General features: G+C 65.1%; 20 protein-coding genes. 4 read left to right on the plus strand and 16 right to left on the minus strand.

The features are described 5' to 3' along the window. Positions 1 to 206: 206 nt before the first annotated feature. From ACA027_RS19500 to ACA027_RS19530, 7 genes are all read right to left on the minus strand, one after another. Positions 207 to 1,298: a porin gene (locus tag ACA027_RS19500; protein ID WP_370679843.1), complete on the minus strand. Its 1,092-nt coding sequence runs from the start codon at positions 1,296 to 1,298 to the stop codon at positions 207 to 209. A gap of 111 nt (positions 1,299 to 1,409) precedes the next feature. Next, on the minus strand, positions 1,410 to 2,405 hold the full coding sequence (locus ACA027_RS19505) for a 2Fe-2S iron-sulfur cluster-binding protein (protein ID WP_370679844.1): 996 nt from the start codon (positions 2,403 to 2,405) through the stop codon (positions 1,410 to 1,412). Next, positions 2,402 to 3,484, minus strand: coding sequence for a Rieske 2Fe-2S domain-containing protein (locus ACA027_RS19510; RefSeq protein ID WP_370679845.1), 1,083 nt, complete (start codon positions 3,482 to 3,484; stop codon positions 2,402 to 2,404). Before ACA027_RS19510 ends, ACA027_RS19505 begins: the two co-directional genes overlap by 4 nt. 35 nt (positions 3,485 to 3,519) lie before the next feature. Next, positions 3,520 to 4,836, minus strand: coding sequence for an MFS transporter (locus tag ACA027_RS19515; RefSeq protein WP_370682634.1), 1,317 nt, complete (start codon positions 4,834 to 4,836; stop codon positions 3,520 to 3,522). A gap of 285 nt (positions 4,837 to 5,121) precedes the next feature. Continuing rightward, positions 5,122 to 5,625, minus strand: coding sequence for a MarR family winged helix-turn-helix transcriptional regulator (locus tag ACA027_RS19520; protein ID WP_370679846.1), 504 nt, complete (start codon positions 5,623 to 5,625; stop codon positions 5,122 to 5,124). A gap of 103 nt (positions 5,626 to 5,728) precedes the next feature. After that, a complete protein-coding gene (locus tag ACA027_RS19525; RefSeq protein ID WP_370679847.1) occupies positions 5,729 to 6,808 on the minus strand; it encodes a Rieske 2Fe-2S domain-containing protein in 1,080 nt (359 codons plus the stop codon). Between the two features lie 253 nt (positions 6,809 to 7,061). Beyond that, a complete protein-coding gene (locus tag ACA027_RS19530; protein WP_370679848.1) occupies positions 7,062 to 8,048 on the minus strand; it encodes a 2-hydroxyacid dehydrogenase in 987 nt (328 codons plus the stop codon). 205 nt (positions 8,049 to 8,253) lie between these two features. On the opposite strand from ACA027_RS19530, the gene ACA027_RS19535 reads away from it, so the two are divergent. Then, complete coding sequence (locus ACA027_RS19535; protein ID WP_370679849.1) at positions 8,254 to 8,562, plus strand: hypothetical protein; 309 nt, start codon at positions 8,254 to 8,256, stop codon at positions 8,560 to 8,562. A 91-nt stretch (positions 8,563 to 8,653) separates the two neighbouring features. Next, positions 8,654 to 10,993, plus strand: a complete 2,340-nt coding sequence (locus ACA027_RS19540; protein WP_370679850.1) for a TonB-dependent receptor — start codon at positions 8,654 to 8,656, stop codon at positions 10,991 to 10,993. Positions 10,994 to 11,093: 100 nt separating this feature from the next. On the opposite strand, the gene ACA027_RS19545 is transcribed toward ACA027_RS19540, so the two are convergent. Next, the gene (locus ACA027_RS19545; protein ID WP_370679851.1) at positions 11,094 to 12,935 is read right to left on the minus strand and encodes an ABC transporter ATP-binding protein/permease; all 1,842 of its coding nucleotides are present in this window, start codon (positions 12,933 to 12,935) and stop codon (positions 11,094 to 11,096) included. A gap of 42 nt (positions 12,936 to 12,977) precedes the next feature. Between ACA027_RS19545 and ACA027_RS19550 the strand changes: the two genes are divergently transcribed. Then, entirely contained in the window at positions 12,978 to 13,412 is a 435-nt protein-coding gene (locus ACA027_RS19550; RefSeq protein WP_370679852.1) for an acyl-CoA thioesterase, read from the plus strand. A 176-nt stretch (positions 13,413 to 13,588) separates the two neighbouring features. Here ACA027_RS19550 and ACA027_RS19555 read toward each other — a convergent pair whose 3' ends face one another. Both ACA027_RS19555 and ACA027_RS19560 read right to left on the minus strand, forming a co-directional pair. After that, entirely contained in the window at positions 13,589 to 14,209 is a 621-nt protein-coding gene (locus ACA027_RS19555; protein ID WP_370679853.1) for a polymer-forming cytoskeletal protein, read from the minus strand. A 156-nt stretch (positions 14,210 to 14,365) separates the two neighbouring features. After that, on the minus strand, positions 14,366 to 15,199 hold the full coding sequence (locus ACA027_RS19560; protein WP_370679854.1) for a sulfite exporter TauE/SafE family protein: 834 nt from the start codon (positions 15,197 to 15,199) through the stop codon (positions 14,366 to 14,368). Between the two features lie 112 nt (positions 15,200 to 15,311). Here ACA027_RS19560 and ACA027_RS19565 point away from each other — a divergent pair, with 112 nt between their 5' ends. Then, positions 15,312 to 16,085: a helix-turn-helix transcriptional regulator gene (locus ACA027_RS19565; protein ID WP_370679855.1), complete on the plus strand. Its 774-nt coding sequence runs from the start codon at positions 15,312 to 15,314 to the stop codon at positions 16,083 to 16,085. On the opposite strand, the gene ACA027_RS19570 is transcribed toward ACA027_RS19565, so the two are convergent. The 6 genes from ACA027_RS19570 to ACA027_RS19595 all read right to left on the minus strand — a co-directional run bounded on the left by ACA027_RS19570 (position 16,070) and on the right by ACA027_RS19595 (position 21,188). Further along, positions 16,070 to 16,561 (minus strand): thioesterase family protein, encoded by a 492-nt coding sequence (locus ACA027_RS19570; RefSeq protein WP_370679856.1) that lies wholly within the window; start codon positions 16,559 to 16,561, stop codon positions 16,070 to 16,072. The genes ACA027_RS19565 and ACA027_RS19570 overlap by 16 nt on opposite strands. Positions 16,562 to 16,847: 286 nt before the next feature. Beyond that, a complete protein-coding gene (locus ACA027_RS19575; protein WP_370679857.1) occupies positions 16,848 to 17,633 on the minus strand; it encodes an enoyl-CoA hydratase in 786 nt (261 codons plus the stop codon). Between the two features lie 77 nt (positions 17,634 to 17,710). Next, positions 17,711 to 18,541, minus strand: coding sequence for an acyl-CoA thioesterase (locus tag ACA027_RS19580; protein WP_370679858.1), 831 nt, complete (start codon positions 18,539 to 18,541; stop codon positions 17,711 to 17,713). A 22-nt stretch (positions 18,542 to 18,563) separates the two neighbouring features. Then, positions 18,564 to 19,574: an alpha/beta fold hydrolase gene (locus ACA027_RS19585; RefSeq protein ID WP_370679859.1), complete on the minus strand. Its 1,011-nt coding sequence runs from the start codon at positions 19,572 to 19,574 to the stop codon at positions 18,564 to 18,566. Positions 19,575 to 19,578: 4 nt separating this feature from the next. Further along, a complete protein-coding gene (locus ACA027_RS19590) occupies positions 19,579 to 20,772 on the minus strand; it encodes an acetyl-CoA C-acyltransferase (protein ID WP_370679860.1) in 1,194 nt (397 codons plus the stop codon). Further along, positions 20,769 to 21,188 (minus strand): endonuclease domain-containing protein, encoded by a 420-nt coding sequence (locus ACA027_RS19595; RefSeq protein ID WP_370679861.1) that lies wholly within the window; start codon positions 21,186 to 21,188, stop codon positions 20,769 to 20,771. The genes ACA027_RS19590 and ACA027_RS19595 overlap by 4 nt, the downstream gene beginning before the upstream one ends. Positions 21,189 to 21,248 lie beyond the last annotated feature (60 nt).

The following is a 21,248-nucleotide window of genomic DNA, read 5'->3' on the forward strand; positions in this document are numbered from 1 at the left end:
TACAGGCGGGCTATAGAAGCTATGAATTCTGAAGCACCTCTCCCTCCAAGAGATGCTCAGCCCGCCTGCGCCAAGGACGGGCCCCGCAGATGTCCTTGCATAGGGAAGATGAAACAAGACAGAGCGAAAGAAGGCAGCACCGCCATCGCGGTAACCCAGCCCCCATGCCGGTGCTGGCTGCCCGTATTGCGCTCGGAGCCTGTGGTTTAAAACCGGTGGCTCAGCCCCATGCCAAAGCCGGTCTGGTTCACGCCCGGCATCGGCGTCCCTCCCGCCTGGGCGTTACTGGCGCCGAAAGCGGCGTTGCCACTGTTTTTGATATAGCCCAGCGAGCCATAGACTGCCGTGCGCTTGGACAGCTTGTAGATGCTGCGCAGCACCACCAACTGGCCCTTGTCCGCGCTGCCCTGGTAGCTCAGCAGGTTGTACTGGGCGTCGAACGTCCACTGCCCCACGGGGTAGCTCAGCCCCACAAACCACAGCTTGCTGCGGGGCTCGGTCTGATCGCCATCGTTCTTGCGGCGCATATAGCCGGCCCCGATCTTGGTGCCGCCGAGCAGCGCATAGCCGCTGAGCATGGCGCGCTTGTCGCGTTTGTCGCTGCTGTCCAGGCCCGCGAAAGCGCCGGGGCCACCACGCAGCTCGTCGTAGGCCAGCGCCACACCCCATGCGGCCGCGTCGTACTTGAGCATGGCAGACCATTCGCGGCAGGCCTTGGCATCCGTGCTGCTCTCACCAGGGCAGTTGGTGCCCCCGGGGTTGCCAGCATCGACGGTGTCACGGCCAAAGCTATAGCTTGCCCCCAGCGTCACACCCGAGAATGTGCCCTTGTAGGAGATCGCATTGTCGGCGCGCGCATTGGCCAGGTAGCTGTCCAGGCCGGACATGCTGTGCATATTCGGCCCAATGACATCGGCATCCAGCGAGGACCAAAACAGCATGGTGTATTGGCGACCCAGCCCCAGCGCGCCCCAGGCGTTTTGCACGCTGACAAAGGACTGGCGACCAAAGCCCCGCCCTCCCTGGTTGAGCCCACCCGAGTCGGGCGCAATGCCCATCTCCAGCGTGAAGCCGGCGCTGAGGCCGCCACCCAGGTCCTCGCGACCGCGAAAGCCCAGCAGTGAAGGCACGCTGCCCGTCAGGCCGGGCATGCGCGTGAGACCGGACCGGCTCTCACCCACATGGTTCATGTACTCGACGGCGGTGTCCAAGACACCATAGATTTGCACGGACGATTGCGCATGGGCAAGCGTTCCCAGGCACACCAATGCGATGGCAGCAGCTGTTCTTTTCCACATTTCCTACCTCCGTTGTACAAACGTTTGGAAATCTCCTGTCGTGTTCCTCTGGTGGTTTTCAAGTGGTGGTATCTGTGTCTGCGGCCTCCTTGCTTTCATGCATTCATGGCGTCACAAGTCCAGCACCAGCCGTGCCGATCTGGCACGCGAGCAGCAGGGCGTGAACTGGTCGTTCGCGGCCCGCTCCTCTTCGGTCAGGTACATGTCACGGTGATCGGGCTCGCCCGCCAGAACCCGCGTCAGGCAGGTGCCGCAAACACCTTGCTCACAGGAAGTCGGCACGCATACGCCTATGGATTCCAGCGCCTGCACCACGGTCTGCCCGGCAGCCACGCACACCACCTCGCCGGTGCTGGCCAGCTCCACCTCAAAGCTCTGGTCCTCGTCGTGGTGGACCACCTCACCCGCAAAGCATTCCCAGTGCAGCCGCTCCTGAGGCCAGCCTGCGGCCTCGGCCGCGCCCAGCACCGCATCCATAAAGCCCTTGGGCCCGCAGACATACAAATGCGTGTCCGGACTGGCCTGCTCCAGTAGCGCGGCTAGCTGGAGTTGCGGCCTGTTGTGCTCATCGTCCACATACAGATGTGCCTGGTGCGCCCAGGGGGCAGACTCGATGGCATCGGCAAAGGCCATGCGCTCACGCGTGCGGGCGCAGTAATGCAGCGCAAAGTCCGCACCCTCACGCGCCAGGCAGCGCGCCATGGCCAGCATCGGGGTGATCCCTATGCCCCCGGCCAGCAACAGGTGTTTGCAGGCCTGGGCGTCCAGGGCAAAGTGATTGCGCGGCGCGCTGATGCTCAGTTGCTGGCCGGTTTGCAACTGCTCATGCACGGCAGCCGAGCCGCCACGCGAGGCGCTTTCGCGCAGCACGGCGATCACATAGCGGTCAGGCTCGGCGCAGTCGTTGCACAGCGAATACGGGCGCACCAGACCACCGGGCAAATGCACATCGATATGCGCCCCGGCTGCGAAGGCCGGCAGGCTTTGCCCCTCCAGCGGCCGCAGCTCCAGGCTGCAGATGTCCAGAGCCTCGGTCTTCTTGCAGGCGATGCGCACACCAAGGCGGGTGCTCTCACGCAGGGGAAAGATTTTTTCTTCCTTGCTCATGCGGGCTCTCCCTGCTGGACCTTGGCACTGGCGGTGCGCAGGCGCTCGATGACACGCCGCGCGCGATTCGGGCCCACATCCACATGGATGTCGACCACGGGGCGCACGCCAAAGCGCTGCTGATTGCGGAACTGGGCCTCAATCACCACCTTGTCTTCTGCGAAGGTGGCCGCCGTCTGCTCGATCACCAGTTGCGTGGGGTCCTGCATCTGCGGGTGCGGGTTGGTGGCGATGGTCCAGAAGTAATGGGACGAGGTCTCGGTCTCCGGCGTCACGCCGTGAAAGCCGCGCATGTGAAAACCTTCGCGCTGCGGGTTGTCGAGCCGGTCTGCCCCCTGGTCCATGGCACCTGTCCAGATGCACACATGGGAGGGGTGAAATTCCACCTCCTGCCAGCGGTCTATGCGGCCCTTGAAAGGCCAGGCTGCGCTATAGGTCGGCGGCGGCGCGGAATCAGGCATCCAGCGCACCACCTTGACCGAATCGCCCTCCTGGCTGACCTTGAGCTCGGCATTCATGTGCGCGCTGGCATTGCCGCCTATGGTCTTGAGGTGCACATAGCCCAGATGGCTCAAATCCAGCAGGTTGTCGTGAATCAGCTGGTAGGGCGCCTCGTAGTGATAAATGCCGCCGCCAAAGCGATAGGCCGGATCGCTGTGCACGCCATAGGCTGGCGGCGCTTCTGCTGGCAGGGCGTCTGGCGTGGCCCCCATCCAGATCCAGAGGATCTGGTCGCGCTCGCGCAATTCAAAGGACTTGACGCAGGCCTTGGCCGGAATGCGCTCCTGACCTGGTATTTCCAGGCAGCGCCCGCCACGGTCGAACAGCAGACCGTGGTAGCCACAGCGCAGGCCTCGGCCTTCCACCGTACCGCAAGACAAGGGGAGCTCGCGGTGGCAGCAGCGGTCTTCCAGCGCCGCGACCTGACCGTCTGCACAACGAAACAGCACCAGGGGGTGGCCGAGCAGCGTGCGTGCCAGCGGCGCCTCTTTCAGCTCCCAGGAAAAACCTGCCACATACCATTGGTTCAAAGGAAAAGCCGGCATCGATGCGCACAGCGCATCAGCGGTTGGGGTCATCACATACTCTCCAGATCTCAGGGTTCCAAATGCGCTCAGTGCGCGGCGAGTGCGGCCATTCCGTCCTTGCCTGTGCGGGAGGCTGAAGGGCTCGCAATCCTGTGCAGGGAAACGATGACTGCGGCAAACACAAAGGCCAGGCCATAGCCGACATACAGCTGGTTGGGTGACCAGGCGGCATCCAGCAAGCTGCCGGCAGCCAGGGGGGACACGATGGCGCCTATGCGCCCCACGCCTATGCCCCAGCCCATGCCGGTGGCGCGCACGTCGCTGCCATAAACGACGGGGGCAATCGCATACAGGCCGGCCACGCAGGCGTTCACAAAGATGCCAATCAAAAAGGCCAGCGCATACAGCACCCACAGCGCACCGGAGCTGCCGACCAAAAAACACAGCAGCGCGGCCGTGACCAGCATGAAGACCGCCAGCACACGGTGAATCGCAAAACGCGCGGCCAGCAGCCCCAGCAAGGTGGCCCCCAGAATGCCGCCCAGGCTGAGCAGCACGCCGCAGGTCACGCCCTGCTCTGCGCTCAGGCCCGATGCCGCCAGTAACTTGGGCGTCCAGCTCATCACAAAGTAAAAGCCGAACATCACCGCAAAAAACGACAGCCAGACCAGCATGGTGGGCCGGCGCAGACCGGGGGAAAACAGTTGCAGCGGGCCACGCGGCTTGGCCGCACCCACTCGTGCAACGGGAGCAGGCAGGCCGGACAGCTCTGGCAGACCCAGCCGGCCGAGCAAGGCATTGAGCTTTTCCAGCGCCTTCTTGGGGCGGCGGGCCAGCAAGAAGTCCAGCGACTCCGGCAGGGCCAAGCAGGCGATCACAAAGACCGCCAGCGTACAAAGGCCTCCGAACAGAAAGACCGAGCGCCAGCCGTGGTGTGCGAGCAACCAGACCGCAATGCTGCCGCCGATGGTGGCGCCCAGTGCATAGCCTGTGGACTGCAGGGTCACGGCCAGGCTGCGCCAGCGCAGCGAGGCGTATTCGCTGGCAATCACATTGCTGCAGGCCAGGATGCCGCCTACCCCAAGCCCGGTGACCACCCGCGAGGCCGCCAGCTGCATCGCGGTCTGGCTCCATGCGGATGCCAGCATGCCCAGGCCTGCGATCAGCAGACAGGCCAGCACCAGGGGCCGGCGCCCGAGCTTGTCGGCCCAGGGCGCGAGCAGCAGCGATCCCCCGGCCATGCCAAACAGTCCGGCGCTGAGCAAAAAGCCCAGCTCGGAACCGCTGAGATGCCAGTGCGCCGAGACGGCAGAAGCGGTAAAGGCCATGACCATCACATCAAAGCCATCGATCATGTTGAGGGCCATGCAGACCCCCACGACAGCCCACTGGAATCCAGTCATGGGCTGCTGGTCCAGATGCGTGCGCAGGTCTGGATGCCTCGCGCTGTCTCCTGCGGCAGACGCTGCTGTGCCGCTTGCGGATTGGGCTCTGGGAATGGGCCATTTCATGGGTGTCTCCTGTGTTGACTTAATCATTCAGCACACTGAACCTTATTCAGCTTACTGAATGAATGTAGGCACAATCACAGGGCTTTCCCGCGCAGAGAGCGATCGCTTACATCATGAAATCAAATACAGAATGACCCAGCATGGCCAGGCCCTGCCACACGCGGCGGCCACTGAAAGCTATTCGCAGCTTTTTTCGGCCACTTCCGCCCGCAAAACGGCCGATGCCGCCGCAGCCTCACCGACATCGTGCAGCTGCACGAACTTGTGCAACAGGCGCTTGAATTCCACCTGTTCCTCGGGCTCCAGCGGCGAGAGCATGCGCTGGCGCAACGCATGCACATGGGGCACAAAAGATGCCAGCATGGCCTCCCCCTCAGGCGTGAGGCTCAGGCTACGCTGGCGCCGGGGCAATATCTCGCGATGAATCCAGCCCTTGCTCTCCAGGCGCGCGGCAATGTCGGCCGTCGTGGAAGTGTCCAGCGCCACCAGCCGCGCCAGCGTGACCTGGTCTATGCCTGGCGCCTCCTGCAGCATGCGCAAAACAGCGTACTGCACCGGCGTGACATCAGGCCCCAGCGCATCGCGAAACAGCTGCATGGCAATCTGCTGCGCGCGGCGGATCAAATGGCCGGGCTGGTGGTACAGGTCCAGGGAAAGCGGGTCGGTGGCAGAAGATGGCATGCTGCAGCGAAACAAAGGCTACCGAGAGGTGAGTCTTTGAGGGTACAGCATTCATACATTCTTCGTACATTGCCATTTCCGCCAGGCTGGCCAAGCCTGGCCCTTAGGCTTGTGCCGCAGCAGGCCTCTGCACCGGCTGCTCACGGTCAATCCACTGCGCGATGAGCTTGCGCGACTGCACACCGCCCGCATCGATGCTGAGCTTGAGCAGCTGGCGCTCGGGATGCTCCGCCAGATTGCGCTGCTGCCGCTCCAGCATTTCCAGATCCTCGCTGAAGATCTTGTGCTGACCCGCACGAATCTGCTCGGTGACCGCCGCATCGCCCGGATTGAACTTGCGCGCCATGCCCCAGAAATACCACATGGAGTCTTCGGTCTCGGGGGTGATGAAGTCCACGACCACGCTGTAGACCTTGTGTGCATCCTCCGCCGCATAGCCCCCTTTGCCCGCATGGGCCACGCCGACCTCGATCAGCACATGACTGGGCGGCGTGAAGCGGCAGATCTGCCAGCGGTCCACCTTCACATCGTCGGCCAGGCCGTTGCTGCGCAGCGCCATCTGCCAAAACGGTGGCGCGGGAATATCGTGCATGAAGCGACTGGTCACCACCTCGGTCTCGCCATGCACCTCGGTCTTGCAAGGCGTCTCGTCAATCTCGGCCTGGCCAATGCTGGCGGCATGCACATAGGTCTCGTGCGTGAGGTCCATGAGGTTGTCAACCATCAGCCGGTAGTCTGCCTGGATGTGGAACAGCCCCCCGCCGTAAGCCCACTCGGGATTGGCATGCCAGTGCAGCGGCGGAATCAACGCGGCGTCGGCCTGTTCCCGGTCACCGGGCCAGACCCAGATAAAACCATAGCGCTCCTCCACCGCATAACTCTTGATCGCAGGAAAGCCGCGCACACGCTGGCCCGGCATGGCAATCACCCGGCCATCACAACCCATCTCCAGGCCGTGGTAGCCGCAGACCAGCTTGCCCTCGCAGACCCGCCCCAGGGACAGGGGTGCACCCCGGTGCGGGCAAAAGTCCTCGACGCAGGCAATCTGGCCCTGCTGCGCCCGGTAGAACACCATGCGCGCATTGCAGATCTGGCGGCCCAGGGGCTTGTCCTGGACTTCGGCCGCCATCGCGGCCACATACCAGGCGTTGCGCGGAAAAGTGCTTGGCTCGGAGGTTCGCATAGGGGCTCCTTGTCGTCGTGGGAATGCGCTGCCAACGCGACCCGCACAAGCTCGAAATGGGCTCTCGCAAGTCACGGCCCATCATGCCCCCCACGGCCACCGGCATGCAGAAACCCACGCCGCAACCAATTGCAATTCACAGTACCTGCTGTAACGTTCCTATTTCAGTCTTTCAGGCCGCTCAGGCAATGCAGAAAAGCGATAGACGCTATTAATTCAAAAGCATCCGCACCCCATCCCTGAACACGGCCACTCAGACCGCCGACACCAGGGGCTGGCCCTGCAGATGCGCCTGCACATTGGCCACAAAGCGGTCCACCGTGGCCTGCACCGAGGCGGGCGACCAGCCCGCCACATGGGGGGTGAGCAGCACATTGGGCAAGTCCAGCAGGGCCTGCGGCGGCAGCGGCTCGCTCTCGTACACATCCAGGGCGGCGGCGCCCAGGGCACCGCTGCGCAGCACAGCGGCCAGGGCGGCAGTGTCGATCACGCTGCCGCGTGCAATGTTCACCACATGGCCTTGCGGGCCCAGGGCGCGCAGCACCGGCGCATTCACCAGATGCTGGGTGGTCGCGCCACCGGGCGTGGCCACCACCAGCACATCGGCCCAGTCGGCCAGCGCCAGCAGGCTGTCGAAATACTGCCAGGGCGCATCGGCCTTGGGACTGCGGTTGTGGTAGCCCACCTGCATCTCAAAAACCTGGGCGCGCAGCGCAATCTTGCGGCCTATGGTGCCCAGGCCCAGCACGCCCAGGCGCTTGCCGGTAATGCCTGCAGGCAGCGGCAATGCCGTGCGCCAGACTCCCGCTCGCAATTGCTGGTCGTAGTGCTTCAACTGGCGCACGCTGGCCAGCACCAGGGCCATGGCATGGTCGGCCACGCAGCTGTCGTTGGTGCCTGCGCCGTTGCCGGTGGCAATGCCGTGGGCACGGGCATGGGCCACGTCCACTTTTTCATAGCCCGCGCCCAGGGCACACACCAGCTGTAGTGCAGGCAGCAAGTCCATTTCGGCCGCACTCAAGCCAATCGAGCCAATGGTCAGCACCACCTGCACGCGTGCGGCGTGCTGGCGCATGGCAGCCTGGGCCGCCTCGGCTTCCGGGGCGTAAACCAGCTCCAGCGCGGGCAGTTGCTGGGCCATCTGCTGCAGATGGAAATCAGCCATGACGGTGTTGACCAGCAGGACGGGGCGGGGGGGAGATGAAGCGGGCAAAGCAGGTGCAGGGGTCGGGGAAGTCATCAACGTCTTTCTAGGCAGGCTCACAGTACACGGCCATGCTCTTATAACGCGTTCTTTTATGTCTTACGTGCAGTTGCTTCTTCCGTCGGTGCGCGCCGGGCTTTCCGGTCATGTTCACGGAGATAATCCGTCGCCCATGTCCACACCCCACCCACTTCGACTGCGGAGCACCGGCCTCTGGGGCCGCTGGGTGTGGCTATGGTTCATGGCGTCTTTGCTGGCCGCGGCGGCATCGCCCATGGTGCACCCCAGGGAAATGGAATGGGTGTGCGCCAGCGCCGGCACGATGAAGCTGGTGCCCAAGACCGAAGACGGTGTGCAAGAAGTCGGGGCCGCCCATGCCGATTGCCCCATGTGCATGCCGTTGGATGCACCACCCCCTGGAGCACTGCCCCGGCTGCATCCCCCGCTGCCACAGCCTTTGCGCCATGCATTGCGGCCCATTCCTGCGGCCCGCATTGCCGCCCTCACGGCCGCCCCGTTGCCGGCGCGTGGCCCACCTCTCTCGCTCTGATTGGCCATTGTCTTCACCGCGCAGCCCGCAGCAGCGGAGCTGTGCATGCCATCTGCACATTGCTGCCCCCAAGGGGCACAGAGGGGTTTTCATGCAACACCTTGCATTGCCGCGCGCGCTGGGCGCCGCCGCGGTTTCTTTTCTTTGCGGGCTTCCCGCATCGGCCCAGCAAACCACGGTTGCGGATGAGCTGCCCGAGCGCACCAAGTCCTTGGGCGTGGTCACCGTCACCGGTGGCCAGCCCAGCTCCCTGCCTACGCAGATACCGACCACGATCGAGGGCATGACGCGGGAAGAGATAGACACCCGCATCAACGCCACCGACAGCGAGGACGCGCTCAAATACCTGCCCAGCCTGCTGGTGCGCAAGCGCTATATCGGCGATTACAACCACGCCATTTTGTCCACCCGGGCCTCGGGCACGGGCAACAGCGCGCGCTCGGCCGTGTATGCCGATGGCATTCTGCTGTCCAACTACCTGGGCAATGGCATTGCCAATGGCAGCAACTACGCCCCACGCTGGGGCATGGTCAGCCCGAAAGAGATCGAGCGTGTCGACGTGATGTATGGGCCGTTTTCCGCTGCCTACCTCGGCAATTCCGCCGGTGCCGTGGTGGACTATGTGACGCGCATGCCCAGCAAGTTTGAGGCCCATGTCAGCGCGGGCTACACCGCACAACCCAACCATCTCTACAACACCCACCAGACCTTCAACAGCTGGCAGACCAGCGCCAGCCTGGGCAGCAAGTCCGGAGACTGGTCCTGGTGGCTGAGCCTGAACCATGGCAGCAACCAGGGCCAGCCGCAAACCTTCACCACGGCCACGCAGGCCTCGGGCCGGCCCGGGGCGGCAGGCGTCCCCGTCACCGGCTATGTAGCAGGCCTCAACACCAGCAACCAGCCCTGGTATATCCTGGGGACCGGCACCCAGTACCAGTCGGTCCAAGACCAGGCCAAGCTCAAGCTGGCCTATGACATTTCGCCCACCTTGCGCGCCAGCTACACGCTGGGATGGTGGCAAAACAGCAGCCAAGGCCGCTCGCAAAGCTATCTGAGCGGCCCCGATGGCCAGCCCATCTACAGCGGTGACATCAACATCCAGGGCAACAGCTATACGCTGGGCGCCACGGCCTTTCCGCTCACCGACGAGGCCCAGACCCATGTGATGCATGGCTTCTCACTCAAAAGCCATACCCAAGGGCTTTTTGACTGGGAGCTCGCGGCCAGTGTGTTCGACTACCTCAAGGACCAGCAGCGCGCACCCACCGTGGCCCTGCCCCAGGCAGCCAGCAGCGGTGCCGGCACCCTGCAGGACCAAAACGGCACCGGCTGGCGCACGGTGGCGGCCAAGGGCACATGGCGACCGAGCGGCCTCCAGGGCGCGCACATCGTGGACTTTGGCCTGGGCCATGACCGCTACCAACTCGCCATCGCCAAGCACAGCGTGGTCGGCAACTGGATGGATGGGAGCGTCAACCCTGCTGCCCTGATCAGCCAGGTGGGCGGCAACACGCAGACCAGCCACCTCTGGGCTCAGGACAGCTGGCGCTTTGCCCCCCAATGGAAAGCCGTGCTGGGCATGCGCTGGGAGTACTGGCAAGCCCGCAACGGCTACACCGCCACGGCCAGCAGCCTGCTGCCATACGACGCGCGCAGCGAATCGCATTTCTCACCCAAGGCCGCCCTGGCCTACCAATGGAATGCGGACACCGTGCTCAAGGCCTCGCTGGGCCGCTCCGTGCGCTTTCCCACCGTGGGCGAGCTGTATGGAGCCACCAGCGGCGGCGCCCTGTCCTTTGTCAACGACCCGGCCCTCAAGCCCGAGCGCTCCTGGACCGGAGAACTCAGTCTGGAACAGGCCCTGGGCGCCGGCCTGGCCCGCGCCACGCTGTTCCACGAGACCACGCGCGATGCGCTCTACAGCCAGCCCATTCCCGACAGCACCGTCTCACGGGTGCAGAACGTAGACCGCATGCGCACCACCGGCCTGGAGCTGGCCTACAACGGCAGCAATGTGCTGCAGGCCTGGGGGCTGCGGGGCGTGGACCTGGGCAGCAGCCTGACCTATGCCCACTCCAAGACGGTGGCCGATGCGGCCTACCCCCAGGCCGTGGGCAAATGGCAGCCACGTGTGCCCCGCTGGCGCGCCACGGCCTGGGCCACCTATGCGCCGGATGCGCAGTGGTCCTTCACCGTGGCCGCCCGCTACAGCGGCAAGCAATTCTCCAATCTGGACAACAGCGATGTGAATGCTGCCGCCTACTTCGGCGCCAGCAAATACTTCACCGTGGACCTGCGTGTGCGCTATCGCATCGACCGGCAGTGGTCGGCCAGCTTCGGCATAGACAATGCCAACAACGACCAGTACTGGAACTTCCATCCCTATCCACAGCGCACGTTCACCGCTTCATTGAAATGGGATACCCCCTGAGCCGCTGATGCGCCGTCCCCCGGGAAGGAGGACAACACCAGCGCGACACGGGCTGTGCCGCTTGCATGCGATGGCGCCCCGCTTGAAACCCAGGCCGTGCTCAGGCCTGCGTCACAGGCTCCTGTTCTTGGGCCTCACCGCTTTGCTGCAGCGCCCACATCTGGGCATAGCGCCCGCCCAGCGCCAGCAGCTCGGCGTGGCGACCGCGCTCCAGAATGCGGCCGGCTTCCATCACCAGAATCTCGTGGGCGTCGACCACGGTGGACAGGCGATGGGCAATCAAGAGCGTGGTCTTGTTGCGTGCCACCTGGGCCAGCTCGGCCTGGATGGCGCGCTCGTTGGCGCTGTCCAGGGCCGAGGTGGCTTCGTCAAAGATCAGCACCGGTGGGTTTTTCAGCAGGGTGCGGGCAATGGCCACACGCTGTTTTTCGCCACCGGAAAGCTTGAGCCCGCGCTCGCCCACGCGCGTGGCATAGCCCAGGGGCGTGGCGGCGATGAAGTCGTGGATGCGCGCAGCCCGGGCCACGGCCACCACCTCGTCATGGCTGGCGCCGGGCCGGCCGTAGGCAATGTTGTATTCCACCGTGTCGTTGAACAGCACCGTGTCCTGGGGGACTATGCCTATCGCCCGGCGCAGGCTGTCCTGGGTAACGGTGCGCAGGTCCTGCCCGTCCAGGCTGATGGAGCCGCTCTGGATGTCATAGAAGCGAAACAACAGCCGCGCCAGCGTGCTCTTGCCCGAGCCCGAAGGGCCGACCACGGCCACGGTCTTGCCAGCGGGGATGTCAAAGCTCACGTCCTGCAGAATTGGCCGCGCCGGGTCGTAGGCAAAGGACACGCCCTCAAAGCGCAGCGCAGGCTCGCCCACCAACGCCAGCGCCGCCGCGCCCGGGGCATCGGCCACTTCACGCTCCTTGTCCATCAGCGTGAACATGCGGTCCAGGTCCACCAGGCTTTGCTTGATCTCGCGGTAGAGCACGCCCAGAAAGTTCAGCGGGATGTAGAGCTGGATCATGAAGGCGTTGATCATCACCAGATCGCCCAGCGTCAGCTGGCCCGCCACCACGCCCTGGGTGGCACGCCACAGAATCGCCACCAGGGCGGTGGCGATGATGAGCTGCTGGCCGCTGTTGAGCAGCGTTAATGTGGTCTGGCTTTTCAGCCGCACCAGGCGCAGGCGCTCCAGGTTCTCGTCGTAGCGGCGGGCCTCGAAGGCCTCGTTGTTGAAGTATTTGACGGTTTCGTAGTTGATCAGCGAATCCACCGCCTGGGTGTGGGCGGCCGAGTCATGCTGGTTGGCGGCGCGGCGAAACTGCGTGCGCCACTCGGTCACCTTCACCGTGAAGGTGATGTAGAAGGCCAGCGCCAGCGCCGTGATGCCGGCAAACCAGGGATCGAACTGCAGGGCCAGAATGCCCAGCACCAGCGTCACCTCGATCAGCGTGGGAACAATGCTATAGAGCGAGTACGAGATCAACGACTCCACACCCTTGACGCCGCGCTCGATGTCGCGCGTCATGCCCCCGGTCTGTCGCTCCAGGTGAAAGCGCATGCTCAAGGCGTGCAAATGCTCGAAAGTGGCCAGCGCAATGCTGCGGGCCGCGCCCTGCGTGGCCTTGGCAAACACCAGCTCGCGCAGCTCCGAAAACAGCGAGGTGCACAGCCGCAGCAGGCCATAGGCCAGCAGCAGGCCCGCAGGCACGACCAGTACGGCGGCCGGATCGCCGGGCTTGAGGGTCAGCGCATCCACCAGCTGCTTCAGCAGCACCGGCACGCCCACATTGGCGACCTTGGCGCCCACCATGAACAACAGGGCCGCCAGCACCCGCCATTTGTATTCCCACAGATAGGGAAGCAGGCGGCGCAAGGTGTGCCAGCCATCGGCATTAGCCACGCCAGGTGCTGTGGGATAGGGGGGTGGGGACTCGCCGCTACGACGCATAGGAGACAATTCGGGTGTTACTCAGTTACCGGATTGTCCTCCATGCCTCCCCGCTCTCCCGACCTGCCCAGCACCCCCCTGCCCACCGACAAGGAATTGGTGCTCAAAGTCGTGCCCATGCCTGCCGACTGCAATGCCAACGGCGACATCTTTGGCGGCTGGGTCATGGCCCAGGTGGACCTGGCGGGCGCGGTGCTGCCATCGCGCCTGGCCCAGGGCCGCACAGCCACGGTGGCGGTCAAGGAGTTTGTCTTCAAGCAGCCGGTGCGCGTGGGCGATCTGCTGTCGTTTTATGCCGGCGTGCAGCATGTGGGCCGCACCTCGGTGACGGTGGCGGTCGAAGTCTTTGCCGAAAGCATGCAGCGCCAGGGCCACTACGCCAAGGTGACCGAGGCCACCCTGACCTATGTGGCCATCGACGAAACCGGACATCCCCGCCAGATTGCCAGCGCAACGCCAGGCGACCACACGCGCTAAGCGCGGCCCATGAACCGGAGGTTCGCGGTCGATACGGGGCGCGACACCGCACCATGCACCGCATGCAAAAGGCCTGCAGCCCCAAGGGGTTGCAGGCCTTTTTGCGTTGCGGCCCTATGCCCTGTGACGCCAGAGCGCGCAGCCGCGCTCTGGCCTCAGCGGCCGCTTTGCATGTGTCAGGCCGACAGAGAGGACGAAGCGTCCACCGCGGTGCTGCTGGTGCTTGCGCTGCTGGTACTGGTGCTGGTGGAGCCTCCCGCCTTGCTGCCACCGACCTGGATGTCACCGCTGAGCCGGCCGCCCTCTTCGATCACGATCTTGCCGTAGCGGATGGTGCCGCTGACCTGGCCGGTGCTGAAGATGACCAGCTTGTCGCGCACCGTCAGATTGCCATCGAAGCGGCCATGGATTTCGGCAATGTCGATTTCGGCGGAGCCCCGGAACGCCCCCTGCTCGGCAATCTGGATCACGCGTGAATCCATGGTGGCCTCGACCGTGCCTTCCACCACCAGGGTGTCGCAGTCGGTGATTTCCACGCCCTTGAGCTTGATGTTGGGGCCCACCGTCAGCTTGCTGCCGCCGCCCTCGGCTGCCGCGCTCGGCGTTGTGCTGCGCACGGTGCTGACACTGCTGGAGGAGCTGCTGCTTCCCGTCGCCGGGCTGGACGCGGTGGCGGAGCTTCCGTAGCCGTTTCCATTGCCGTTACCGTTGCCACCGCTCAGCGTGCTGCCGACCGTGGTGCGGGTATTGAAAGCTTCCGAGTCTCGCTTGCCGAAAAAGGGGTTTTGCACAGCCATTCAAGTTCTCCTTACGCGAAAAGCCCATGCTATGCACAGCAAATGACGTGTTTCCCCCATATCTCGCAATATCAGTAACCAAACCATTCATCGGTCACGTTGACTTGCATGTATTGCCTTTGCACACAGATTTACCGTCTCTGAATCGCTGTGCACTCACCACAGCATGGCCAGCAGCACCATGGCCAGCAAGCCCACATAAATCTGCGCATGCAAGCGGTCTGGAATGCGGCCAATCCACGGCGCCGCACAGCGCATGCCCAACAGCGAGCCGGCTACCAGCAATGCCAGGGCCCACAGGTCCACATAGCCCCAGTGCAGCCCGGGCAGCACGGGCGCCTGTTGCGCACCCACCAGCATGAAGGTGGCGGCACCGGCCACGCCCACCGGCAAGGTCAGCGGGCTGGCCATGGCGGTGGCCACCGTCATGCTCAGGCCCCGGCGGCGCATCAGCGGCACCGTCATCACGCTGCCGCCCACGCCCAGGCCGGCGGCAATCGTGCCAATGCCCAGGCCCAGCACGGCGGTGGTCGCCGGCGGCGGCTGGTAACCAGTGGCAGACAGGCCGGTGCTTTGCACAAAACCCGGGCGCAGCACGCAGTCGGCAATGCTCACCACCATATAGGCCACAAAGGCCCAGCGCACCCAGTTACCTGGCAGCGCCATGGCCAGCGCCGCGCCAACGATAGCGCCCAGCGCAATCCAGCCGGCCAGCGGCCACAGCTGCTCACGCACCAGATTGCCGCGCAGGGCGTGGCGGCGGGTTGCCAAGGTCGACGACACCACCATCACGCAGGCCGAGGTGGCCACCGCCACCTGCATAGCCGCATCCGCCGTGGCGCTGGCTTCACCACCCAGCACCCGCACCGCGTGGTAGAGCAGCGGCACCACCACAAAACCACCGCCAAAGCCAAACAGCACCGTGCTCACACCAGCCCCCACGCTGGCCAGCGCCAGCGCACCGTAAATACCCATCACCGTCGCATCCATGCTCTGCGTCCTTTCCTGACAAGACTGCAAGCGTATGCCGCCCTCGAATGGCTTGTTTACGTAAACTTGCCAACACCTTCTTTGAAAACGCCAGAATCTGCCGACACACCCCATGCATGACCTGCCACTGGACCTGCTGGACGCCACCGACCGCACGGTGCTGGCCCTCAGCACCCGCTATGCCCCCGACACGCTGCTGCCCTGGCACCAGCACCGGCGCGCCCAGCTGCTGTATGGCGCCACCGGGGTGATGCAGGTGCAAACCGCCCAGGGCGCATGGGCCGTGCCACCGCAGCAGGCGGTCTGGATTCCGGCCGCCGTGCCGCACCAGGTGCGCATGCTGGGCGTGACCACGCGCAGCCTGTACATAGAACCTGCCCAGGCGCCGCGCGCCGACATGGGCTGTGTGGTGCTGGCGGCCAGCGCCCTGCTGCGCCAGCTGCTGGCCGAGGCCGTGCAGATGCCGCTGCACTACGACCCGGCTGGGCGCGATGGCGCCCTGGTCGCGCTGCTGCTGCATGAGGTAGCGGCAGCACCGCCGCTGCCGCTGCACCTGCCCCAGCCCGCCGACCCCAGGCTGGCCGCGCTGTGTGCGGATTTTCTGCAGGCACCGGACATTCACCAGCCGGCCCAGGACTGGGCACAGCGCCTGCACCTGAGCCTGCGCAGCTTTGGACGGCATTTCCAGGCGCAGACCGGCATCAGCTTTCAGCAATGGCGCCAGCGGGCCTGCGTGGCCCACGCCCTGGCCCGGCTGGCCGCCGGCGCTGCCGTGGGCACGGTGGCGCTGGAGATGGGCTATGACAGCGCGGGCGCTTTTTCCACCATGTTCCGCCGCATCACGGGCCGCTCACCGTCGGCTCTGAACGCTCACGACACGATATAAGCCGCCGCGCCGGTGGACAGCAGCGTGCCGTCTTCGGCCAAAAACTCCATGCGCGTGGACGCCACGCGCGAGCCCAGACGCAGCACCTGGCCACGCACGGTGAAGGCCTCGCCAATGCCCTGGCGCAGAAAATCCACGCGCAAATCGATGGTGCCCAGGCGGCCAAAGCGCTGCATGCGCTGGGCCAGCGGCTCATCCATATGCTTGGCCGCAATGGCCGCCATCACCGCCACGCCCCCTATGGAATCCAGCGCCGCGCTGATGGCGCCGCCATGGATGCGCTGGTAGGCGAAATGCCCAATCAGCTCGGGCTTCATCACCAGGCGGGCGCAGGCCTCGTCCGGGGTGACGGACACCAGCTTCAGACCCAGCACCTTATTGAAGCTGATCAGCTCCTCGGTCAGCTGGCGCATACCGGCAATGAATTCCGGCTCAAAAACCACAGGGGCAGCTGCTGCCGCAGGCTTGGGGGTCATAGGTATTCCTTGTAAAAAGCAGAGCAACCTGAGCGCTATCCGCCTCGGTTTCAAGCGGTTTTGGCTCTGGTGTACGCGCTACGTGGAGGCGGCACCTCACCCCCACACTCTCCCCAAAGGGGCGAGGGAGTCAATCCAGGGCGCAGCGCACAAAACTGCCGCAGCCCATACCAGGGCACCGCGCAAGGGCCGCCCCGCCGCGCTGGTGTCGTCCCCCTGCCCGCGAGCGCAGCTCGCGAAGAGCGGGGGGAAGGCGCGCAGCGCCTCAGGGGGGTGTCGCCCGTTTTCAGCACTTGCTGAAATCGGGCTTTCTCTTCTCCATGAACGCGGTGAAGGCTTCCTTGGCGGCGGGGGCGGTGAGCATGCGGCCAAAGCTGGCGCCTTCTTCGGCCATTTGCGCCTTCACGGCGCCTTGCTGGCCGGACTTCATCAGGCGCTTGGTTTCCACCAATGCCGAGAGCGGCTTGGCAGCCAGCTTGCGGGCCTGGGCCTGGGCATAGGCATTGACCTCGGTGGGCGGCAGCACGCGGTTGACCAGGCCCACTTCCAGCGCGGCCTCGGCCATGAAGGGCTCGCCCAGCAGCAGGGCTTCGGCGGCGCGGTGGTAGCCCAGCATCTGCGGCAGCAGCAGGCTGGATGCGGCTTCCGGGCACAGGCCCAGGTTCACAAAAGGCATGGAGAAGGCGGCGTTGTCACCGGCATAGACCAGGTCGCAGTGCAGCAGCATGGTCGTACCAATGCCCACGGCCGGGCCGGCCACGGCGGCCAGAATGGGCTTGGGAAAGGCCGAGATCGCGTGCAGAAAGCGGAAGGTGGGCGATTCCTGCGGCAGGCCCTGGCCGTCCTGGCGACCCAGGAAATCGCCGATGTCATTGCCGGCGCTGAAGATCGTGGCATGGCCCTGGAGCACCACCACGCGCACGGCGTCATCGGTGGCGGCGCTGGTCAATGCCTCGGCCATGGAGCTGTACATGGCCTGGGTGATGGAGTTCTTTTTGTCGACGCGGTTGAAGGTGATGGTGCGCACACCAGCTTCGGTGTGGACCAGGATATCGGCCGTGGTTTCGCTCATGTCTGGGCTTCCTTAGGGGGAGAAGGAGATCAAGGGGAAAAACGCCCTCGGCGCAATCAGGCTGCGCAAAGGGTGCTTCACTCTTTGTAGTAAACGGTTTGGTGTGTAGTGGCCAGTAGCTGGCCCGCGCTGTCCCAGACCTGGGAGGTCTGGTCGAAGAATCCGTTGCGAAAAGCCTGGGCATCGGCCTGGCCCAGCAGGAACTGCTCACCCTGGGCCGCCAGCTGCGCGCTGTCGGCATGGAAGTAGATGGTCAGCGACACCGTACCCGCCGGCACCCGGCGCGCACGGCGCAGCCAGATGCGGGGAAAGAACACATCGCACAACGCGGCCAGCGCCGGAAAATCCAGCGCACGCGGGGGATTGTCGCGCACCCACAGCTGCGAGATGGGCTCGTGCGCGCTGTCGTCCCAGGTTTGCGGGATGCCCCCCGTCACCACGCGCATGTCGTAGCGCTGCAGCCATTCCATGGCTCCCACGGTGTCAAAGCGCTCGCAGCTTTCGGGCGTAGGCATATGGGGTGGGCCAATGCCGTCCACGCTGAAGGTCTCGCGCCGCACGGCCGTCACCGCCGTGGCGGTGGTGGTGACCTGGGGCTGGCCCTGCTCATCGTCTTGCAGCAGCGTCACCGTCCAATGTTGGGTGGAGCGATTGGTGCGCACCGGCGTGGCCTCGATGCGATAGGGTCCGGCCGCTACCGGGCCGGCAAAGTTCACCGTCAAGGCCACCGGCTCGCCCAGGCATTTGGGGTGCTGCAGCACGCTTTGGAGCAGCACGGCAGCGGTCGCGCCGCCATAGGGGCCCACCATGTTCCAGTAGCTGGCGTGGGTGTGGCCGTCATACAGACCAGGGGCGCGCGGCGCAAGCGCCAGCATGGCATCCAGGGGGTGGGGGTTGGCATCAGTCATAAGGTCTCCGTCTTATACCGCCCTAGCCCACACGGTGATCCATGTCCGGTGGCAGGCGTTTCTCAGCCACTGTAGCGGAGTTGGCCTCCGGCATCTGCCCCCCAGGTGCCAGTGCTGCGCCAGCGCCGCCCTGCAGCCAGGCCTGCAGCACAGCGCCCGCCCTGGGCCACAGAGCGCCAGCCATCTCACGGCGGAAAAAGCCGAAATGCCCTATGCGCGCCACGCCTGCATCGCCGGGCGCAATGCGCTCCAGTTGCTGCGGCGCCTGGCTGTACCAGCCCACCAAGGATTGGGTGCTGCGCAGCGACATCATTTCATCGTCGGTGATGGAGAGCGCATGCACCGGATAGCGCACTGCCGCAAAGCGCTGGCGTACGGCCTCGCCCTCCACGCCCAGGCTGTAGTCGGGGTGCATGCACCAGCGCCGCCATTGCCAGGCCACACCGGCTGGCAAGTCGCCCACCAGGCCCAGACGCTTGCCCGGCAGGCAGCCGCACAGCGTGGTCACCACGGGCTGAACCAGCCACCACCACAGCAGCGCCTTGCGTTTGGTGGGCGGCGCGTTGTCGCGCCAGTAGCCGCTGCCGCAGGCGATGGCCAGCAGGCCATCCACCGGCAGCATGGGCTGGCACAGCCCCGGCAGCTGCGCCCCCACGCTGTGGCCCACCCACAGCAGCTGGCGCTGCAGGCCTTCTTCCGCATCCTGGGCACGCAGCTGCTGGGCCACGGCCAGGCAGTCCTGGGCCCAGTCCATCAAATCGGCCTTGGCCTGGCGCAAGGGGCCATGCAGCGATGCGCCATGGCCCCGGTAGTCAAAGGTGGTGACGGCATAGCCGCGCGCGGCCAGCCATTCGGCAAAGGCGCTGTAGAACGTCTGCGGCACGCCTATGGCCGCAGCCAGCACCACACGCGCCTGGAGCTGGGCTTGAGCCTGGCCTTGCGGGCTGCAGTGGCGCAGCGCCAGCCGGGCGCTGCTGCCCGGCACGGCCAGTTGGGTGGAGGTCCACCCAACTGGTTGCAGTGGGGTGGTCATGGCCTCAGACCCGCTCGAAGATGCCGGCCGCGCCCTGGCCCGTGCCCACGCACATGGTGACCATGCCGTACTTCAAGTTGTGGCGGCGCAGCGCATGCACCACGGTGGCGGCGCGGATGGCGCCGGTGGCGCCCAGCGGGTGGCCCAGGGCGATGGCGCCGCCCATGGGGTTAACCTTGGAAGGGTCTAGCCCCAGGGAGTTGATGACGGCCAGCGACTGGGCCGCAAAGGCCTCGTTCAACTCATACCAGCCAATGTCCTCGCTCTTCAGGCCGGCATAGCGCAGCGCAGCGGGAATGGCCTCGATAGGGCCTATGCCCATGATCTCGGGCGGCACACCGCGTGCTGCAAAGCTGACAAAGCGGGCCAGGGGCGTGAGGCCGAACTGCTTGACGGCTTTTTCGCTGGCCAGAATCAGGGCGCCCGCACCATCGCTGGTCTGCGAGCTGTTGCCGGCCGTGACCGAGCCACGGGCATTGAACACCGGGCGCAGCTTGGCCAGGGCCTCCAGCGTGGTGTCGGGGCGGGGACCTTCATCCAAGTTGACGCTGCGGGTCTTGGTGATGACCTCACCGGTGGCCAGATTCGGGCTGCGCTCCACGATGTCGATGGGCGTGATCTCGTCCGCAAACTCACCGGCCTGCTGGGCACGCACGGCACGCAGGTGGGACTCCAGCGCGAAGGCGTCCTGCATCTCGCGCGTCACCTTCCACTGCTGGGCCACCTTCTCGGCCGTCAGCCCCATGCCGTAGGCGATGCCCACGTTCTCATCGCGCGCAAAGATTTCGGGATTGAACGAGGGCTTGTTGCCGCCCATGGGCACCATGCTCATGGACTCGGCGCCGCCGGCGATCAGCACATCGGCCTCGCCCACGCGAATGCGGTCGGCCGCCATCTGGATGGCGGTCACGCCCGAAGCGCAAAAGCGGTTCACCGTCACACCGCCAATGGGGTGGTCAAAGGCGAGGCCCACGGCAATGCGCGCCATGTTCATGCCCTGCTCGCCCTCTGGGAAGGAGCAGCCGATGATGGCGTCTTCAATCGCCTTGGGGTCCAGCGTGGGCACCTGGGCCATGGCGCTTTTCAGCGCGGCCACCAGCAGATCGTCCGGGCGCGTGTTCTTGAAATAACCACGACCCGAACGGCCAATGGGCGTGCGCGTAGCGGCAACGATGTAGGCGTCTTGTACTTGTTTCATGGAGATTGCTCCTGCAAGGTATGACTCCTTCCCCCCTCGGGGGAAGGTGGGGATGGGGGCTGTTTTTGAAGCGTGCCAAGCCGGTTGGCAATGGCTTGCAACACCCCATCCAGATGAAGAAATGGCTCGTTGGATGCAAACCGCATCACATCAAAGCCCTGGCCACGGAAAAAGACATCGCGCTGAGCGTCGTAGCCTTGTTGCAGCTGATGCTGGGAGCCATCGAGCTCCACGATCAGCTTGGGCTCCAGACAGGCAAAGTCCGCCACATAGGCCCCCAGCGGATGCTGGCGGCGAAACTTCACGCCCAGTTGCTCCCTGCGCAGCCCGGCCCAGAGCTTGCGCTCGGAGTCGGTCATCTCACGGCGAAGCACAGGCGCATTCGCTCTGGCGTTGGCTGTGGCTTGGTTGCGCATGGTGGTGAAGTGTGGAGAGCCCCCATCCCAACCTTCCCCCGGCGGGGGAAGGAGTGGAGA

It is taken from the genome of Comamonas sp. GB3 AK4-5 (assembly GCF_041320665.1).
Classification (GTDB): domain Bacteria; phylum Pseudomonadota; class Gammaproteobacteria; order Burkholderiales; family Burkholderiaceae_C; genus Comamonas.

Bases quoted from the DNA above. Each gene is read 5' to 3' on its own strand.
- ACA027_RS19560 (WP_370679854.1), bottom strand. From the start codon at position 15,199: ATGGATGCGACGGTGATGGGTATTTACGGTGCGCTGGCGCTGGCCAGC.
- ACA027_RS19590 (WP_370679860.1), bottom strand. From the start codon at position 20,772: ATGAAACAAGTACAAGACGCCTACATCGTTGCCGCTACGCGCACGCCC.
- ACA027_RS19520 (WP_370679846.1), bottom strand. From the start codon at position 5,625: ATGCCATCTTCTGCCACCGACCCGCTTTCCCTGGACCTGTACCACCAG.
- ACA027_RS19500 (WP_370679843.1), bottom strand. From the start codon at position 1,298: ATGTGGAAAAGAACAGCTGCTGCCATCGCATTGGTGTGCCTGGGAACG.
- ACA027_RS19595 (WP_370679861.1), bottom strand. From the start codon at position 21,188: ATGCGCAACCAAGCCACAGCCAACGCCAGAGCGAATGCGCCTGTGCTT.
- ACA027_RS19550 (WP_370679852.1), top strand. From the start codon at position 12,978: ATGCCTCCCCGCTCTCCCGACCTGCCCAGCACCCCCCTGCCCACCGAC.
- ACA027_RS19525 (WP_370679847.1), bottom strand. From the start codon at position 6,808: ATGCGAACCTCCGAGCCAAGCACTTTTCCGCGCAACGCCTGGTATGTG.
- ACA027_RS19555 (WP_370679853.1), bottom strand. From the start codon at position 14,209: ATGGCTGTGCAAAACCCCTTTTTCGGCAAGCGAGACTCGGAAGCTTTC.
- ACA027_RS19575 (WP_370679857.1), bottom strand. From the start codon at position 17,633: ATGAGCGAAACCACGGCCGATATCCTGGTCCACACCGAAGCTGGTGTG.
- ACA027_RS19535 (WP_370679849.1), top strand. From the start codon at position 8,254: ATGGCGTCTTTGCTGGCCGCGGCGGCATCGCCCATGGTGCACCCCAGG.
- ACA027_RS19530 (WP_370679848.1), bottom strand. From the start codon at position 8,048: ATGACTTCCCCGACCCCTGCACCTGCTTTGCCCGCTTCATCTCCCCCC.
- ACA027_RS19580 (WP_370679858.1), bottom strand. From the start codon at position 18,541: ATGACTGATGCCAACCCCCACCCCCTGGATGCCATGCTGGCGCTTGCG.
- ACA027_RS19565 (WP_370679855.1), top strand. From the start codon at position 15,312: ATGCATGACCTGCCACTGGACCTGCTGGACGCCACCGACCGCACGGTG.
- ACA027_RS19510 (WP_370679845.1), bottom strand. From the start codon at position 3,484: ATGACCCCAACCGCTGATGCGCTGTGCGCATCGATGCCGGCTTTTCCT.
- ACA027_RS19570 (WP_370679856.1), bottom strand. From the start codon at position 16,561: ATGACCCCCAAGCCTGCGGCAGCAGCTGCCCCTGTGGTTTTTGAGCCG.
- ACA027_RS19585 (WP_370679859.1), bottom strand. From the start codon at position 19,574: ATGACCACCCCACTGCAACCAGTTGGGTGGACCTCCACCCAACTGGCC.
- ACA027_RS19545 (WP_370679851.1), bottom strand. From the start codon at position 12,935: ATGCGTCGTAGCGGCGAGTCCCCACCCCCCTATCCCACAGCACCTGGC.
- ACA027_RS19505 (WP_370679844.1), bottom strand. From the start codon at position 2,405: ATGAGCAAGGAAGAAAAAATCTTTCCCCTGCGTGAGAGCACCCGCCTT.
- ACA027_RS19540 (WP_370679850.1), top strand. From the start codon at position 8,654: ATGCAACACCTTGCATTGCCGCGCGCGCTGGGCGCCGCCGCGGTTTCT.
- ACA027_RS19515 (WP_370682634.1), bottom strand. From the start codon at position 4,836: ATGACTGGATTCCAGTGGGCTGTCGTGGGGGTCTGCATGGCCCTCAAC.